The 16,122-nt window shown below is 60.5% G+C and carries 15 protein-coding genes; 4 read left to right on the forward strand and 11 right to left on the reverse strand.

The genetic code is table 11. The annotated features are described in order from the left end of the window. Positions 1–54: 54 nt before the first annotated feature. Entirely contained in the window at positions 55–1,005 is a 951-nt protein-coding gene (locus tag AB1E34_RS16420) for a GlxA family transcriptional regulator (protein ID WP_372573407.1), read from the reverse strand. Positions 1,006–1,098: 93 nt separating this feature from the next. On the opposite strand from AB1E34_RS16420, the gene AB1E34_RS16425 reads away from it, so the two are divergent. Genes AB1E34_RS16425 through AB1E34_RS16440 form a run of 4 tightly spaced genes read left to right on the forward strand, consistent with a single transcriptional unit; the run spans position 1,099 to position 5,571 of the window. Next, the gene (locus AB1E34_RS16425) at positions 1,099–1,809 is read left to right on the forward strand and encodes a GntR family transcriptional regulator (RefSeq protein ID WP_372573408.1); all 711 of its coding nucleotides are present in this window, start codon (positions 1,099–1,101) and stop codon (positions 1,807–1,809) included. A gap of 7 nt (positions 1,810–1,816) precedes the next feature. Continuing rightward, positions 1,817–2,734: a dihydrodipicolinate synthase family protein gene (locus AB1E34_RS16430; protein WP_372573409.1), complete on the forward strand. Its 918-nt coding sequence runs from the start codon at positions 1,817–1,819 to the stop codon at positions 2,732–2,734. Between the two features lie 3 nt (positions 2,735–2,737). Then, positions 2,738–4,234 (forward strand): aldehyde dehydrogenase, encoded by a 1,497-nt coding sequence (locus tag AB1E34_RS16435; protein ID WP_372573410.1) that lies wholly within the window; start codon positions 2,738–2,740, stop codon positions 4,232–4,234. Beyond that, on the forward strand, positions 4,231–5,571 hold the full coding sequence (locus AB1E34_RS16440) for an NAD(P)/FAD-dependent oxidoreductase (RefSeq protein WP_372573411.1): 1,341 nt from the start codon (positions 4,231–4,233) through the stop codon (positions 5,569–5,571). Before AB1E34_RS16435 ends, AB1E34_RS16440 begins: the two co-directional genes overlap by 4 nt. Positions 5,572–5,583: 12 nt before the next feature. On the opposite strand, the gene AB1E34_RS16445 is transcribed toward AB1E34_RS16440, so the two are convergent. The 10 genes from AB1E34_RS16445 to AB1E34_RS16490 all read right to left on the reverse strand — a co-directional run bounded on the left by AB1E34_RS16445 (position 5,584) and on the right by AB1E34_RS16490 (position 16,097). After that, complete coding sequence (locus tag AB1E34_RS16445) at positions 5,584–7,137, reverse strand: trimethylamine methyltransferase family protein (protein ID WP_372573412.1); 1,554 nt, start codon at positions 7,135–7,137, stop codon at positions 5,584–5,586. 104 nt (positions 7,138–7,241) lie between these two features. Beyond that, positions 7,242–7,652 (reverse strand): GlcG/HbpS family heme-binding protein, encoded by a 411-nt coding sequence (locus AB1E34_RS16450; protein WP_372573413.1) that lies wholly within the window; start codon positions 7,650–7,652, stop codon positions 7,242–7,244. 59 nt (positions 7,653–7,711) lie between these two features. Next, positions 7,712–8,638, reverse strand: a complete 927-nt coding sequence (locus AB1E34_RS16455) for an SMP-30/gluconolactonase/LRE family protein (protein WP_372573414.1) — start codon at positions 8,636–8,638, stop codon at positions 7,712–7,714. Beyond that, complete coding sequence (locus AB1E34_RS16460) at positions 8,598–9,359, reverse strand: cytochrome b561 domain-containing protein (RefSeq protein ID WP_372573415.1); 762 nt, start codon at positions 9,357–9,359, stop codon at positions 8,598–8,600. The genes AB1E34_RS16455 and AB1E34_RS16460 overlap by 41 nt, the downstream gene beginning before the upstream one ends. Beyond that, on the reverse strand, positions 9,359–10,294 hold the full coding sequence (locus AB1E34_RS16465) for a carbohydrate ABC transporter permease (RefSeq protein ID WP_372573416.1): 936 nt from the start codon (positions 10,292–10,294) through the stop codon (positions 9,359–9,361). The genes AB1E34_RS16460 and AB1E34_RS16465 overlap by 1 nt, the downstream gene beginning before the upstream one ends. Beyond that, positions 10,294–11,205 carry a carbohydrate ABC transporter permease gene (locus AB1E34_RS16470; protein ID WP_372573417.1) on the reverse strand — a complete coding sequence of 304 codons (912 nt, stop codon included), beginning with the start codon at positions 11,203–11,205 and terminating at the stop codon, positions 10,294–10,296. Before AB1E34_RS16470 ends, AB1E34_RS16465 begins: the two co-directional genes overlap by 1 nt. 67 nt (positions 11,206–11,272) lie before the next feature. Continuing rightward, complete coding sequence (locus AB1E34_RS16475) at positions 11,273–12,601, reverse strand: extracellular solute-binding protein (protein ID WP_372573418.1); 1,329 nt, start codon at positions 12,599–12,601, stop codon at positions 11,273–11,275. Positions 12,602–12,631: 30 nt separating this feature from the next. Next, positions 12,632–13,720 (reverse strand): ABC transporter ATP-binding protein, encoded by a 1,089-nt coding sequence (locus AB1E34_RS16480; protein ID WP_372573419.1) that lies wholly within the window; start codon positions 13,718–13,720, stop codon positions 12,632–12,634. 102 nt (positions 13,721–13,822) lie between these two features. After that, on the reverse strand, positions 13,823–14,863 hold the full coding sequence (locus tag AB1E34_RS16485; RefSeq protein ID WP_372573420.1) for a LacI family DNA-binding transcriptional regulator: 1,041 nt from the start codon (positions 14,861–14,863) through the stop codon (positions 13,823–13,825). Between the two features lie 94 nt (positions 14,864–14,957). Then, complete coding sequence (locus tag AB1E34_RS16490) at positions 14,958–16,097, reverse strand: substrate-binding domain-containing protein (protein WP_372573421.1); 1,140 nt, start codon at positions 16,095–16,097, stop codon at positions 14,958–14,960. Positions 16,098–16,122: the final 25 nt, after the last annotated feature.

Consider the following 16,122-nt stretch of genomic DNA (forward strand, 5'->3'; position numbering starts at 1 on the left):
GGACTTTGCGGGCTGTTAACCTGACTTGGGGCTATTCTGACCGAAACTGAGGCGTCACGTAATGCGATCGCGCTGCTGGGTCGGCGGCAGCCCATAGGCTGCGCGGTAGACGCGGGCGAAATGACCGGCGGATTCAAAGCCGCAGGATATGGCGATGTCGATGATCGATGCCTCGGACTGGATCAGCAGGTTGCGCGCCCGGTCCAGCCGCAGCTCCATATGGTACTTCTTGGGCGACGTGTTCAGGTACCGACCAAACAGGCGTTCCAACTGCCGGGTCGATATCCCGACCTCGTCGGCAATGCTGGCAGGGGAAATCGCCCTGTCGGTGCGGTCGCGCATGATCTTGATCGCCTTTGACAGATGTGCGTTACGCATACCGTTGCGCGATTGCAGTGATACGCGTTGCGCGGCGCTGGCATCCCGCACGGCGTTATAGACCATCTGATCGGCCACCTCGACCGACAGGTCGCGGCCATGGTCCTGCTCGATCAGGTGCAGCATCAGGTCGGCCGTTGCCGTTCCGCCAGACGCGGTGATGTGCTTGCCGTCGGCGACAAAGACGCTGCGCACCAGGTTCGCCTTGGGGAAATGCTCCATGAAGCTGTCATGGTATTCCCAGTGGATCGCCGCCCGCCGCCCCTCAAGGAACCCGGCCTCGGCCAAAATCCACGCGCCGGAACACAGCGCACCGATCTGCGTGCCAACCGACCGCTCTCGCCGCAAGGTCGCAAGCAGCGGCTTGCTGACGTGGTCGCGCATATTGATACCCGACAGCACGAACAGCCGGTCACATTTTGGGATATCCGCCAGCCCATGATGGACCTGCGTGACCGTCCCGTTCGAACAGGTCGCCACCGTGCCATCCTCGGAAATCAGCGACCAGCGGTACAGATCCTTGCCGCTGACCAGATTGGCGATACGCAAGGGTTCAACCGCACAGGAGAACGCGAGATGCGAGAACTCCTCAACCAGGATGAAGCTGAAATGAAGCGGCGTCGCCATTGGTGTCGGTCCTGTGATCATTGGGGTCGTTATTTTGTATACAATATGTATTCTTGCAGGATACGATACCTCTGACAATGGGAGAATCCACCGGTGAAAGACAGTGTTGGGGATCGCAAGGCAGGGCTCGCTGCGCATTTGAAACGTTCGGTGCTGACGCTTGCACTGGAACCGGGCGCCGATCTGGACGAGGCGCAGCTTTGCGAGGCGTTCGATGTCTCCCGCACGCCGCTGCGCGAGGTGTTTCGGGAACTGGCAGGCGAAGGATATCTGAGCTTGCGCCTCAATCGCGGCGCGCGGGTATCCGATCTGTCGCACACCACGCTCAGGGACTTTTTCCTTGCCGCGCCCATGATCTACGGGGCGGTGATGCGGTTGGCGGCGCTGAATGCCACTGCACAACAGATCGAAGCGCTGAAGCTGGCGCAGTTTGATTTTCGCGACGCCTTGCGGACGGGTTCGGGCGCGCATCGGGCGCTGGCCAACAACCGCTTTCACCAGATCACCGGCGAGATGGCAGGCAATATCTATCTGCTGCCTTCGTTCAACCGGCTTCTGATCGACCATGCCCGGATCGCGATGACCTTCTATCAACCGCAGACACAACAGATGGCGCAGAACCTGACCGAGGCGTGCCAGCAGCATGACGCCATCATCGCGGCGATCGAGGCGCGTGACGAGGGTGCCGCGGCGCAACTGGCCGAAGACCACTGGAACCTGTCGCGCAACCAGATCGAGCTATTCGTGATGCCCGCCGCGCTGGACATGCCCATGGGCGAACTGTCCCGCAAGACCCCTGCATGAGGATCAGATGACCCCACTCTTTCAATTCCAAGGCATCTACACGCCGGTTGTTACGCCCTACCACCAGGACGGCAGCGTTAATTGGGAGGCGCTTGCCGACGTCATCGAGTTCCTGATCGAAAAGGGCGTGCACGGCATGATCACGGGCGGGTCGACGGGCGAAAACTATGCCCAGACCGTCCCCGAGCGGCTGGAACTTGCGCGCTTCACCAAGGACCGGATCGCCGGCCGGGTGCCGTTGGTTGTCGGCACCGGGGCCATGCTGACGGCGGACTCGACCTCTCTCGCCTCTGCCGCGAACGACATGGGGGCGGATGCCATCCTGCTGGCCTCGCCGCCCTATGCGGTGCCGACCGATCGCGAAAACGCGCTGAACGCGCTGGCGATAGACAAGGCGGCGGACTTACCCGTCATGCTCTACAACTACCCGCACCGTACCGGCACCATGATGGGCGAGGAATTTTTGGACCGCGTCGGCCGGTCGCGCAATTTCTGCGGCATCAAGGAAAGCTCTGGCGACATCAACCGGGTGCATCTGCTGGCGCGCGATTATCCGCATATTCAGTTAGGCTGCGGCATGGACGATCAGGCGCTGGAGTTCTTCGCCTGGGGCGCGCCCTTCTGGGTCTGTGGCGGCTCGAACTTCCTGCCTGAGGAGCATGTGGCGCTGTATGAGGCCTGTGTGATCGAAGGAAATTTCAACAAGGGCCGCCGGATCATGTCGGCCCTGATGCCGCTGATGCGGGTGCTGGAACAGGGCGGCAAGTTCATTCAGACCATCAAACATGGCGTCACCATGAACGGTATCCCGGCGGGCGCGATGCGGCCCCCGCTGAAAGGTCTGAACAAGGACGACAAACGCGCGCTGGAACAGGTGACGCGGGTGCTGAAGACAACGATCGCCACCATTCGAGCAGAGGGCTGAGCCATGGAATTGCTGACGCAGGAAGAATACAAAGCGCTCGCCGCCGGTCTGGACCTGCCCGATGGCGCGTTCATTGATGGTGGTTATCGCCCAGCGACCTCAGGGCGGACCTTCGAAAGCATCAATCCGGCCACCGGCGAAAAGCTGGCTGATATCGCAGCCTGCGGGGCTGGCGATGTGGATTTCGCGGTGCTGAAAGCGCGCGAGGCGTTTGATGACGGGCGCTGGTCGCGGCTGCACCCGTCTGAGCGCAAGGATGTGTTGATCCGTCTGGCCAAACTGATGACCCGGAATGCCCGCGAGTTGGCGGTGATGGAAAGCCTCGATAGCGGCAAGACGATCTATGATTGCGAGACAGTCGATCTGCCCGAAACCATCCACTGCCTGAAATGGCACGCCGAGGCGATCGACAAGATTTATGATCAGGTCGCCCCGGCCTCGGATGATCATATCGCCATGGTGGTGCGCGAACCGATTGGCATTGTAGGTCTGGTGCTGCCGTGGAATTTCCCGCTGCTGATGCTGGCCTGGAAAATCGCCCCGGCGCTGGCGGCGGGCTGCTCGGTTGTGGTGAAACCGGCCGAAGAAACCTCACTGACCGCTTTACGTGTGGCGGAACTGGCTGCCGAGGCGGGGCTGCCGCGCGGCGTGCTGAACGTGGTGCCGGGCGGCGGGGCCGAAGTGGGCGAACCCATCGGGCGCCATATGGATATCGACATGGTGTCGTTCACCGGCTCAACAGTGACCGGCAAACGATTCCTGAGCTATTCGGCAGAGTCAAATGCCAAGGAGGTGGTGTTGGAGATGGGCGGCAAGAACCCGGCCATCGTGATGGAGGACGCCGAAAACCTCGACCGGGTGGCGCAGCACGTGGTCAATGGCGCGTTCTGGAACATGGGCGAAAACTGCTCCGCCGCGTCGCGTCTGATCGTGCATCGGGACGTAAAAGACGCGCTGCTGCAGCGCATCGCGCATCACGCCAAACAGTGGAATCTGGGCGACCCGCTGGCCCCCGACACACGTATGGGTGCACTGGTCTCGCGCGCGCATTTCGACAAGGTTTGCGGCTATCTGGATCAAGCTGAGACTATACTACTGGGCGGCAAGGCCGAAGACGGGTTTGTCGAGGCGACGGTGATCGAGGTTGCGGGCAACGACGTGGCCCTGGCGCGCGAAGAGATTTTCGGCCCGGTTCTTTCGGTGATCGAAGTCTCGGGCTTTGACGAGGCCATCGCCATCGCCAATGACACCGATTACGGGCTCTGCGCCTCGATCTTCACCGCCGACGCCAAGCGCGCAATCCGTGGCGCACGCGCCTTGCAGGCCGGGACGGTGACGGTGAACTGCTTTGGCGAGGGCGATATCTCGACCCCGTTCGGCGGCTATAAGCAATCGGGCTTTGGCGGACGCGATAACGCCATCCATGCGCATGATCAGTACACACAGCTCAAGACCATCTGGATCGATCTTGCTGACGACGCGGACGAGGCGGTCGATTGACCGGGTACCGCGCTGCGCGGCTGCCTATTCATCGGGGAAAGGCGGCCTGGAATGCGATCCTTGGACCGCAGCCTGAACCGCAACAACTGACCGGCAACCAGAGCGCGGATTTCGTGATCATCGGTGGCGGCTTTGCCGGTCTTTCTGCTGCGCGCAGATTGACCCAATTGCAACCCGGCGCGTGGATCGCAGTGCTGGAGGCCGGGCGTCTGGCCGGAGGGGCGGCGGGGCGCAATTCCGGCTTCATGATTGATCTGCCACATGAGTTGACCTCGGACGATTATGCCGGGACCGGAGATGACCGGAAGATCATCGCGTTGAACCGTCGGGCGATCAGTTTTGCCCGTGGGGCGGTGACTGACTATCGAATCGACCGGAACTATTTTGACGAGGTCGGCAAGGTGAATGGCGCGGTCGGGGACGCGGCCTGCGCCCATACCCAAAGCTATGCCAGCCATCTCATGTCCCTTGGCGAGCAGGTCGAAATGCTGGACGCGCAACACATGCAAGAACTGACCGGCAGCGCATATTACAAGGCGGGTCTCTACACGCCGGGGACGGTGATGTTGCAACCGGCCGGATATATCCGGGGTCTGGGGGCCGGGCTGGCGGACAACGGCGTCGGCATCTTCGAAAACAGCGCTGTCATCGGATTTGAAAAGCAAAGCGGCGGCTGGCTGGTGCGGACGGATAAAGGCACGATGACCACCGGCCGGGTGATCGTGACGGTGAACGGGCATCTGGAGAGCTTTGGCATCGCACGTGGCCGCTTGATGCAGTTGTTCCTGTTTGCTGTGATGACGCCCGAGTTGCCCTCCAGCGCGCTCCAGGCGCTTGGGGGGCAGCCGCGCTGGGGCATCACGCCGTCCGACCCGATGGGCACGACAATGCGCCGGATCGATACTGGCCAGGGCGGCAACCGCATCATCACCCGCACCTGCGCCAGCCTGCGTCCCGGCATGGTGTCGAAACAGGCCGACATGAACCGGGCCGCATCCGTCATGCAGCGCAAATTCGATCAGCGCTTCCCGCAGCTTGCCGGGATGGCCATGGAATATGCCTGGGCCGGGCATCTGTGCCTCAGCCTCAATGGGGTGTCCGTCGCACGGGAGATCGAGGATGGGGTCTATTCCGGCTGCGTACAGAACGGGCTGGGCACGGCGCGCGGCACCCTCACCGGGATCTGTGCGGCTGAACTTGCCTGCGGAGAGGTCAGCGACATCACCCAGCACTTCACCTCAGAAGAGCAGCCAACGCGCCTGCCACCGCAACCCTTCCGACAGATCGGAGCCAACGCGCTTCTCAGGTGGAAGGAATGGCGCGCACGCAACGAATAGGCGCACGCCGTGTCAATAACTCTGGTTCAGCTCGTCCGCCGCAGGGATTTCCCGCTCACGCCGTGCTATATAGTCGCGCAGGGCCTCGTCCTTGGCTTCGTCCAGCTTCGGTTCCTGGTACTCACCCAACAGCTTGCGGGCGCGTTTCAGAGCACGTTCGGTGATCTCGATCTCGCCCTCGGCAGACCACTGTTCGATCGAGTTGTTGTCGAACAGCTCGGGCATAAAAAACGCGCTCTGGAAATTTTCCTGCGTGTGCGGGTGGCCCAGATAGTGCCCCCCCGGCCCAATATCGGGCACAGCAGCGACGGCCTGATCGAAATCATCCCATTTCGGGCCTTCGGCCATCCGGTAGGCCATTGCGCATTGCTCGGCATCGACGATGAACTTGGCGACAGAGCAATGCATCCCCGCCTCGTTCCAACCCGCCGAATGCCAGATATAGTTCGCCCCCGCATGCATCACCGATGACAGGGTCGTGGCGCTTTCATAGCCCGCCTGTGCGTCAAAGGTCTTGGCCCCGCCCAGCGTGTTCGACGTGCGCCATGGCACGCCGTAATGTCGGGCCATCTGGCCAATCATGAAATTCATCAGGCTGATCTCGGGCGTGCCTGCCATCGGTGCGCCGGACTTCATGCTGACAGTGCTAAGGTAATGCCCATAGATCGCCGGTGCACCCTTGCGGATCACCTGCGTATAGGCCAGCGCGCTTAGTGCTTCGGCGTTCAGCTGCGCGACGGTTGCCGGCACGCTAGCCGGCGTATTGGCCCCGCCCAGCACGAAGGGCGAGCAGAGCACTGGCTGATTGCGGCGGCAAAAGGCACGCATCGCGCCCAGCATGGTCTCGTCCCAAACCAGCGGAGAATTACCGTTGCAATTGCCGGTGGTGACGGGATGCTGCTCAAGAAAATCCTCACCAAAGAGGATCGCGCACATGTCCAGGACGTCCTCGGCGTTTTTGGGCGAGGTGGTCATGCCCATGAACATCTTGTCCGAGTATTTCATCGAGGAATACGTGATCCGCAAATGCCGCTGGCTGATCGGGTGATCATACGGCTCCACGATGTGATGCGCCGAAGAATGCAAGCTTGGCATCATGTGGCTGAGCTTGTGGAACATCGCCAGATCATCCAGCGTCGGGTTGCGGCGTACATCATCCAGATCACGCAGGAAGGGCGCGCCGGTCATCGGAACAAACACCGCGTTGCGCCCGCCCAACCGGACGTTCTTTTGCGGATCGCGCGCGTGATAGGTGAAGTCCGACGGGATGGTTGCAATCAACTCGCGCACCAGACCACGATCGAGATAGACCATCTCTCCGTCCACTTTCGCGCCCGCCCGTTTCCAATCCTGCAGGGCGATCGGGTCGCGAAACTGCACGCCGACATTCTCCAGAATATCCATCGAGGCGGCGTCGATACGCTCAATCTGGCTGCCGTCCATCACTTCGCAAAGCGGCAGCGCGTTGGTCAGCCCCGGCAGCATGCGAAAGTCGGGGGCCGCACGCAGGGCGCGACGTGCCGAACGGCCGCCGGAGCGGGAACGAATTGCGGTTTGCGCGATCATCATTGGCCTCCTGTGTTGCAGGAAGAGTCGACCAAATCAGATCGGCGTTCTCATGATTTTACGAAATCCGGTTGCAAAAACCGACATTGCCCCGGTTGCAGAGGTCATTGAGCATCGATGGCATCCAGTGCCGCACGCGCGACGGTGACATCCTGTTCCGCGCTGCCGGACCCCACGCCGATGCCCCCGACGAGGTGGCCGTCCATCAGGATGGGCAGCCCACCCCCCAGCCGCGTTACATCGCCCTCGGTGGCGGCGGCGATGGGCAATCCGACCTGCTCAGGTATGGCGGTGGTCTCAGCCCCGATCGAGGCGGCAGTACGGGCCTTGGCACCCGCGCTTTTCAGGCTCAGATACTTCGCGCCATTCATGCGGATCTGCCCAAGCGTCACCCCGCTTGCGTCAACGATCACGATACATTGCGGCTGGCCGATCTCGGTCGCTTTGGCCACCGCTGCGGTCAGCATCTCAAGGATGGCCGCATCATTCAGACGCAGGCTTGGTTCCACAAACATGGCTTAGACCCCTTTTTCTGCGGACACCGAAACGGCGGTGCCGGTGTTCGGCGTGTTGATCAAACCGGCGAGACCCCGTTCACGTTCAGGAACACGGAATAGAGCGAGGTAGTGCCGGTCATGAAGAGGCGGTTCAGCTTCGGACCGCCGAAACAGACATTCGAAACCATCTCGGGGATCAGCACTTTGCCGATCAATTCGCCCTCCGCTGTCATGCAGTGCACACCATCTGCGGCAGAGCTCCAGAGACGCCCGCCGCGGTCGGGGCGGAAACCGTCAAAAACGCCGCTGGAGCAATCGGCGATGACCTCGCCACCGCTCAACGTGCCATCCGCCGCGACCTGGTGCCTGCGGATATGTGCGGGACCGCCGGGTGTGTGGGTGATCCCGGTATCCGCGATGTAGAGGAGGCTTTCATCAGGTGAAAAAGCCAACCCGTTGGGTTTGACATAGTCATCCGCCACGATCCGCACCTCACCGGTCCCGGGATCGACGCGATAGACATGGCAGGCACCAATCTCGCTTTCGGCCCGCTCGCCCTCGTAATCCATCAGGATGCCGTAGCTGGGATCGGTGAACCAGATCGAGCCATCGGATTTGACCACAACATCATTGGGCGAGTTCAGGCGCTTTCCCTGATAGCGGTCGGCTATGACGGTGACGCTGCCATCCAGTTCGGTCCGGGTGACACGGCGGGTCAGATGCTCGCAACTCACCAGTCGTCCCTGCCGGTCGACCGTGTGGCCATTGCTATTGTTGCTTGGGTCACGAAAGACCGAGACCGAGCCATCAGTATCGTCAAAACGCATCATCCGGTTATTGGGGATGTCTGACCACAGCAGGTAGCGCCCAGCGGCAAACCAGACCGGTCCTTCAGTCCAGCGCCCGCCGGTCCAGAGGCGTTCAACCTTTACATGCCCGATGAAACACTCTTCAAACCGGGGATCAATGACCTCGAACCCGGTTCCCTCGATCACTCCGAACATCTGTTTCTCCCTTGCCTGTTGTGTTGCCACATCTGCGCATCCCCCATCCCGGCGGAGGCCGCCTGTTGCCCGGATGGTCCGGGTCATTCCCCCAGATCGCCTGATAGGTGTCAACGGCCATCCCGCGTCTTTGCAAGAGGATGAACATCGCGACCAGCCCGACCCACCAGATCAAAAGCACCAGCCACATCCAGATCGGGGCGTTGGCCTTCCACAGTCCCAGAACGATCGTCACAAGCGCCAGCAGCAGCAGGGCATACCCGATCAGCTTATGCAGCAGCTCAAACATCAGCCGCCATGCGGTCATGTCATAGTGATCGCCGCGCGGACTGCCATCTGGCGCCGGGGCCGTCGGCCCGCCCTTGCTGCCGCGAAAAACGCCCAACAGGACCTGCACCCCCATCAAGACCAGAACCAGATAGCCCAGCCAATTGTGCAAACTCATCGCGTCCCAGCGGCTGGGCAGGACGAGCGCAAGGCCAAAAATCGACAGGCCTACCACCAGCGCCTGCCCCATCCAATGCGTGCGCCACCAGCTTTGATTGTCCAACTCTCTTGGCCAGTCCTGACCCGGCAGGACCTTGAAGAACCGCGCGGCGATGACCGCCAGCGGAGCCAGCACGCCCCAACCCAGAACCATGCTGCGCGCATGCCACGAGATGGCAAAGCCCACCTCATGCGCGCGGCCCGGATCGACAGGAGAGGTCAGCCAATCCCACATCAGCCCTTCACGGCCCCTGCGGTCATGCCGGTGATGATCTGCCGCGAAGCAAAAAGCGTGAAGATGATCGGCGGGATCGCCAGCAACATGCCCGTTGCCATGATCACACCCCATTCCACGTTGAACTCGGACATGTTGTTCACAATCAGGATCGGCACAGTCTTGGTGTTGCGGTCCGAGAGTGCCGAGGCGAGCAGGTATTCGTTCCAGGCTATGCGGAAAGTAAAGATCGCTGCTGCGGCCAGACCGGGCTTGATCAACGGTAGCACCACCTTGAAGAACACCTGAAACGGCCCCGCCCCATCGACGCGAGCTGCCTCTTCCAGCGAGCGCGGCACCTGTACGATAAAGCTCTGCAGGATCCAGATCACGAAAGGCAGGTTCATGGCGACATAGACGAGAATGATGCCCGAATGAGTGCCTGCAAGGCAGACATCCCCTCTGCCCCCGAAGGTCTCGCGGATCAATGACCCGACATAGGTCGTCTTACCGATACAAAACTCGTTATTCCAGAGGCCGAAGACCGGAACCAGCAGCACGGCGGGCGGCACCATGCGTACCATCAGCGTGGTCAACGAGACCGAATCCCGCCCCATAAACCTGAACCGCACCAACGCATAGGAGGCCATGCACCCGATCACCAGCGTCAGCGCGGTCGAGACCAGCGCGATGATCAGGGAATTGCCGAATGCGTTGCCGAATTTCAGCGAGCAGTGATCCACATGATCGGGCTTGTACCAGAGCACGTCGCAGAGCGCGGTTTCGTAATTCTGGATCGTCGGCAGGAAGATCAGCCCGGATGTGCCCGAGATGATATCGACATCCAGTTTGAATGAATTGACGAACATCAGCAGGACCGGGCCTACCGACATCACGACCAGTGCAGCGATCAGCGCATAGAATGCTGGCGGCTGTCTTTCATAGCTGGTGGCCATTACTCATCCTCCTCCACAGCGGCGCGCAGGCGGTTGGCACGCATTTCCTGCCAGCGCGTGAAGGCAAACATCATCACGGTGATGAACAGCAGCAGAATGAGCAGATAATTCGACATTGCTGCCGCGACGCCCAATTCACGGAACTCGGTTGCGGTACGCGAAATACGCAGGGCGAGGATTTCGGTACTCAGCCCCGGCCCGCCTTCAGTCATGACCAGAATCACCTCAAGCACTTTGAACGCGTCGATCAAACGCAGCAGGCCGGTCACGATCAGCACCGGCATCATCAGCGGCAGTTTGATATGGATAATCTGCTGCCACCCGGTTGCACCGTCGATGCGCGCCGCTTCCAGTGCCGAGCGGGGCAGCGATTGCAGTGCCGCCAGCGACAGGATGAAGATGAACGGGGTCCATTGCCAGATATCTGCAATGATCACCGACATCAGCGCGTTTGCCCCCAGCCAGTCGACCGTAGGCAAACCGATCGCCTCGAAGAACCGGTTAAACGTGCCAACCGTCGGGTGATACATGTACCGCCACATCAGGCCCACCACGACCGGCGCGATCATCATAGGCAGAATGAACAGGGTCCGCAGCACCGACATGCCGCGAATGTTGCGGTCCAGCAGCAGGGCCAGCCCGACGCCGATCACCATCTCGAATGTGACCACGAAGAACGCAAAGCTGAGCGTCACGCCGAGACTTTCGCGGAAATTGGGATCGTGCCAGAGGGTGATGTAGTTCTTGAGTCCTACAAACTCTGCCTCGCCAATGGTCTGGCTGGGGTCCCAATCGCGAAAACTGCCCCAGACCATGTAGCCCAGCGGATAAAGCAGAGCGATGACCATGATCACGACCGCTGGGGCCATGAACATGTAAGGCGTCAGACGATTGGCCGTGGCGCGTTGCATCAGGGATGTCCTTTGGAAATCTTGCTATCGGACCGGGGCGCCCACGCCCCGATCCTGACCTGCTCGGCTAGTTCCAGGTGTAATATCCGGCCTCGGTCATCACACCCTTGGTGCGCTCGGCAACACCGTCCAGCGCCTCCTGGATATCCAGGTCTTCGGTCAGCACCTTGGACAGGGTGGTGCCCAGATCGGCGTTGATCTTGCCCCAGACCGGGATGATCGGACGCCAGTCGGGATCAGCATGTTTCAACGCCTCGCCAAAGGTGGCCATATGCGGATATTTGGCGTTCACCTCTTCGTCGGCGTGGGTTGAGAAGCGCGAGGGGTTGCCACCCGCCATCGCCACCAGCTTGTCGCCTTTCTTGGATGTCAGCCACTGCATCAGCAGGAACGCGGCCTCTTTGTTTTCGGCATTGGCCGGAATACCGATGCCGAACCCACCAGTCTGGCTGGCCCGTTCAACCCCCATCGGATGCAGCGCCCAGCCAACCTTGCCGACCACCTGGCTTTTCGACGGATCATCGATCTGCCCGGCCACAACAGTGGTATCGAGGAACATCGCCGTGTCGCCGTTCAGGAAGGACCCCAGCGCCTCGCCAAAGCCAAAGTTGGTGGCACCTTCGGGACCGCAATCGACTATGGTCTTGAGGGCTTCGGCGGCTTTCACGCCCGCCTCATTGTTCACCACCGGGTTCCACTGGTCGTCAAAGATCGCCCCACCCATCGGGTTGAGATGCAGCAGGAAGGCATGCGCCGCGTGGTGGCCAGAGGCCGCGCGCGACGACAGCCCGCCCATGCCCGGCTCAAGCTCCGGGATCTTGCAGGCAATTTCCAGAAGCTCGTCATAGGTCTCGGGCACCTTTAGGCCATGCTTGTCGAAAATGTCCTTGCGATAGCCCAGAACCGACGTTTCCGACCCGTAAGGAATGCCAAACAGCGATCCTGTTGCGCCTTCCAGATAGCCTTTGTCGCCCCCCGCAAAGCCAATGTTGTAGACATAACCATCGATCAGATCGCCTGCGTCATAGCCCGGATCGGACAGCTTGGGGTTCATAAAATACTTGGCTAGGTTTTCCAGTTGATCGGCGAAGACATAGTCGGCCTTGGAAAACACCACATAAGCGATCAGGTCGTATTCGCCCTCGTCCTGCCCCAGTTCCAGCGTCTGGCGTTCGCGCATCTTGAGGTAGGGCAGTTGATCCACTTCGAGCTCAATCCCGGTTTCCGCGGTGAATTCCGGCAGGATCTTCATCACCGCATCATAATGCGGATGCGCAGGGAAGTTCACGATCAGCGTCGTGCCCTCATAATCGGCGTAAGGGTTGGCGAAGGCCGTCCCCGCCATGCAGGCCGCAACCGTCAGGCTGGCGACCGTGGATTTGAGTGAATGTGACATGCGTTCCTCCCTTTGCATGAAATCGGGTCGCTAGATCGCAACCTCGCTATGGCGGTCGAACAGATGAACCCCGTTCGGATTGACCGCAAATGTCAGGGTTTGCCCCAGCGCGACGGGTGTTTCCGAGTTCACCTCGACCATCACATTGGCCGGTCCGCATCTGCACAGCAGGACCGATTGGGCACCGACATATTCCGAGACCATGACATCCAGCGTCAAAGCCTCCTGTTCCGACGCATCTGCATCAAAAGTCAGATCAGACGGGCGCACGCCCAGAATGACCTCTTTGTTCTGGTGGGCTTTTGCTGCGGCGGCCTTTTCAGCTCCCAACTGCAGGTCAAAGCCATCGCCACTGACAAAGACGCCCGTGTCACGCTCGACAATCTCACCTTCCAGAAAATTCATCGGTGGCATGCCGAGGAAACCGGCGACGAACTTGTTTACCGGACGCTTGAACAACTCTTCCGGAGTGCCCTGCTGCTGGATATAGCCGCCATGCATCACGACGATCCGATCTGCCAGTGTCATAGCCTCGATCTGGTCATGGGTGACGTAGATCATGTTCTTCTGGACCCGCTGGCTCATCAGCGCCAGTTCGGCCCGCATCTGTCCACGCAGCTTGGCATCGAGATTGGACAACGGTTCATCAAACAGGAACGTACCGGCGTCACGGGTCAGCGCCCGCCCCATGGCAACCCGTTGGCGCTGCCCACCCGATAATTCGCCCGGCTTGCGCGCCAGATAGTCGGTCAGACCCAGCGTCGCGGCAACCGCTTTGACCTTCTGGTCGATCTCGGCCTTTGGGCGTTTTTGCAAACGCAGGGCAAAGGACATGTTTCGCGCCACGTTCATGTGCGGATAAAGCGCGTAATCCTGAAACACCATGGCAAGATCGCGATCCTTGGGTTCCAGCCGGCTGACCGGTTTGCCCCCGATATAAATCTCGCCTTCGGACACATCTTCAAGCCCGGCGATCATCCGCAATGTGGTGGATTTCCCGCAGCCCGACGGACCGACCAGAACCGTGAATTCATTATCGGCCATCTCCAGCTCGATCCCGTGCAGGACCTCAACATCGCCATAGCGCTTGATCAGGTTCTCAAGGTGGATTGTTGGCATGGCAGGGCTGTTTCTCCGATTTGTTACCGGTCACATTAGCAATTGTGACCGGTAACACAAAGGAAAATTGCAATTCCCTGTAAACCTTTGAAAACTGAGGGATCACAATTCCCGTGTGGAGCCGCGAAGGATCGGGCGCGCCTCGATCTTGATATGCTGGGGAATCACCGCACCTTCGCCCTGCGCGTCAAACAGTTCTGCGATCAACCGGCCACTGGCCCGCCCGATACCCTTGGGATCGACCATCACCGTGGTGATTGCGGGCGAGGCGAACCGCGAGACTTCGAAATTCCCGAACCCCGCAATCCCGATATCGCCCGGCACAGACCTGCCCATTGCAGGTAAGGCTGAAAGCGCCCCGAAAGCCGGAGCGTCCGAGACACAGAAGATGCAATCAACATCCGGGAACCGCCCCAGCAATTCAGGCATGGCCGCCGCCCCATCTTCGATGGAGAGCGGCGGTTTGCCGAATTTGAGGATGCGGTGCGCAGACAGGCCTGCCTTTGTCATCGCGTCAACAAACCCTTTGCGGCGCGCGGCACCCCGGGTCCAGGCGTCATCAGCCTCGCCCAGAAAGGCGATGTTGCGATAGCCGCGCTGGATCAATGCCTGGGTCATCTCGGCAGCAGCGGCGCGGTTTGAAAAGCCGATCGTGTGGCCGATCGGGTCCTCGGGGCGTTCCCAAAGCTCGATCACCGGGACATTGGCGTCGCTCAGCAATTGGATCGTGCGATCCGAATGGCCGTCATAGGACAACACGACGGCCTCGGGCCGGCGTCGCAACATGGTCTCGACCAGCGTCTCTTCGCGCTCGGCGGAGTAGTTGGTGTAGCCTAAAAGAACCTGCTGCCCGATACCCTCAAGCTCTTCGGTCAGGGCCTGAACGGTTTCGGCGAAATGAAGGTTGTTCAGCGAGGGCACCAGTACCGCCACAAAACCCGAGCGTTTGGTGGTCAGGCTGCCCGCCATCTGGTCGGGCACATAGTTCATGTCGCGCACCACCTGCAGGATACGTTCGCGGGTTTCTTTCGAGATTGGGCTGTTTTCCTTGAGCGCGCGTGACACCGTCATGCGCGACACACCAGCAGCACGCGCCACATCGCGCATGGTAACCGGAGAGGGCGTTTTCTCTGACTGTGACACCGGCAAACCGCTCGATTTGTTATCGGTCACAGAATGCGGCAGCACCTGCCGCGGATCAAGGGGCGCCGCAAAGCACGCGGCACCCCAGATGGTTTTAGCGTTCCAACGCGCCGACACCGGAGAAGCGGAAGGCTTCCTGTTCCAGCGCGTCGATCTCTTCGGCGCTCATCTGGTCATGGGCAACGGTGATCCGGCCCAGGAACACAAGCGGCAGCTCCTCCGCGCGGCCCTCCAGATCGGCCCTGATCGCTTCGGCGGTGGCCGCGCCCACATCATCGCCCATGCGCATCGGCGTGGCGTCCAACTCGCCACGACGAATGGCCTCAAGCTCCAGCCCGGTGCCGCCCCAGCCGGTCGAGAAGATCTCTTTCTCTTTGCCCTGCGACACCTGCGCCTCGACCGAGCCCATGGCCATGGCGGTATTGGCGTTGTGGATGATCGTCGCCTCCGGGTAGGCCTGCAGGATCAGGCTGGTGCCTTCAAAACCACCCTCGCGCTGGTATTCGCCGTAATGCTCATAGGCGGTTGTCCAATTGCCTTTCTCTTCCACGCAGGCCTTGAAATCACCGGATCGCTGGTTGTCGGTGATGCCCGGAATGCCCCGGTTCATCGCCATGGTCACATCATTGCCCAGACGGCCCAGCATGTAATCACACATGGTCAAGGCACCCGCAGCAGACGAGAAATCAAACCAGGCATCAGGTTGGGTCTTGAGATCTTTCAGGGGCGTGTGGAACGCCCAAACATAGGTAGAAAACCCATCATTCCCGGCCAGTTTGTCGATATTGTCAGCTTGAATAGCCAGTTCTGACGGGCCGAAGATGACGTAGTCATAGAGATCGGCATCCTGTTCGACCTGATTGGCATAGGTCGATTGCAGCGAATGTTCGATCTGACGGCTGGCAAACTCGGTCGTCTCATGGTTGATGCCCAATTCGTCTAACCGCTTGGTCATGGCCAGATAGTTGCGTGCCCAGAAATCGGACGTATCCGCCGAGGGATAGATCAGCGCGATCTGCACCGGCTTGTCGAGCGAGCCGGTAAACGGCACCGCCTCTGATCCGACCACCGCCTGTAATGCTTCGAGCTTGCCATCGGCGTTGACCTCGTCCGGCACCCAGTAGTCGCGCTCGCCAATATCGGGCAATTCCTTGAGCGGCAGACTGCCCTCGGCGAAAGCGCCCCCGCCCATGGCCACGCTTGCCACCAGTGCTGTTGTTGTTAATAACCTCATTTCGGTTCCTCCCTTTGCATGAGTG

The sequence above is a fragment of the Ruegeria jejuensis genome, assembly GCF_041537905.1.
Taxonomy (GTDB): domain Bacteria; phylum Pseudomonadota; class Alphaproteobacteria; order Rhodobacterales; family Rhodobacteraceae; genus Ruegeria_C.

What these genes read in the sequence shown, in the direction of transcription:
- AB1E34_RS16435 (WP_372573410.1), top strand. Translation starts at nt 2,738, where the DNA reads ATGGAATTGCTGACGCAGGAAGAATACAAAGCGCTCGCCGCCGGTCTG.
- AB1E34_RS16480 (WP_372573419.1), bottom strand. Translation starts at nt 13,720, where the DNA reads ATGCCAACAATCCACCTTGAGAACCTGATCAAGCGCTATGGCGATGTT.
- AB1E34_RS16470 (WP_372573417.1), bottom strand. Translation starts at nt 11,205, where the DNA reads ATGCAACGCGCCACGGCCAATCGTCTGACGCCTTACATGTTCATGGCC.
- AB1E34_RS16465 (WP_372573416.1), bottom strand. Translation starts at nt 10,294, where the DNA reads ATGGCCACCAGCTATGAAAGACAGCCGCCAGCATTCTATGCGCTGATC.
- AB1E34_RS16445 (WP_372573412.1), bottom strand. Translation starts at nt 7,137, where the DNA reads ATGATCGCGCAAACCGCAATTCGTTCCCGCTCCGGCGGCCGTTCGGCA.
- AB1E34_RS16475 (WP_372573418.1), bottom strand. Translation starts at nt 12,601, where the DNA reads ATGTCACATTCACTCAAATCCACGGTCGCCAGCCTGACGGTTGCGGCC.
- AB1E34_RS16455 (WP_372573414.1), bottom strand. Translation starts at nt 8,638, where the DNA reads ATGTTCGGAGTGATCGAGGGAACCGGGTTCGAGGTCATTGATCCCCGG.
- AB1E34_RS16420 (WP_372573407.1), bottom strand. Translation starts at nt 1,005, where the DNA reads ATGGCGACGCCGCTTCATTTCAGCTTCATCCTGGTTGAGGAGTTCTCG.
- AB1E34_RS16490 (WP_372573421.1), bottom strand. Translation starts at nt 16,097, where the DNA reads ATGAGGTTATTAACAACAACAGCACTGGTGGCAAGCGTGGCCATGGGC.
- AB1E34_RS16460 (WP_372573415.1), bottom strand. Translation starts at nt 9,359, where the DNA reads ATGTGGGATTGGCTGACCTCTCCTGTCGATCCGGGCCGCGCGCATGAG.
- AB1E34_RS16430 (WP_372573409.1), top strand. Translation starts at nt 1,817, where the DNA reads ATGACCCCACTCTTTCAATTCCAAGGCATCTACACGCCGGTTGTTACG.
- AB1E34_RS16450 (WP_372573413.1), bottom strand. Translation starts at nt 7,652, where the DNA reads ATGTTTGTGGAACCAAGCCTGCGTCTGAATGATGCGGCCATCCTTGAG.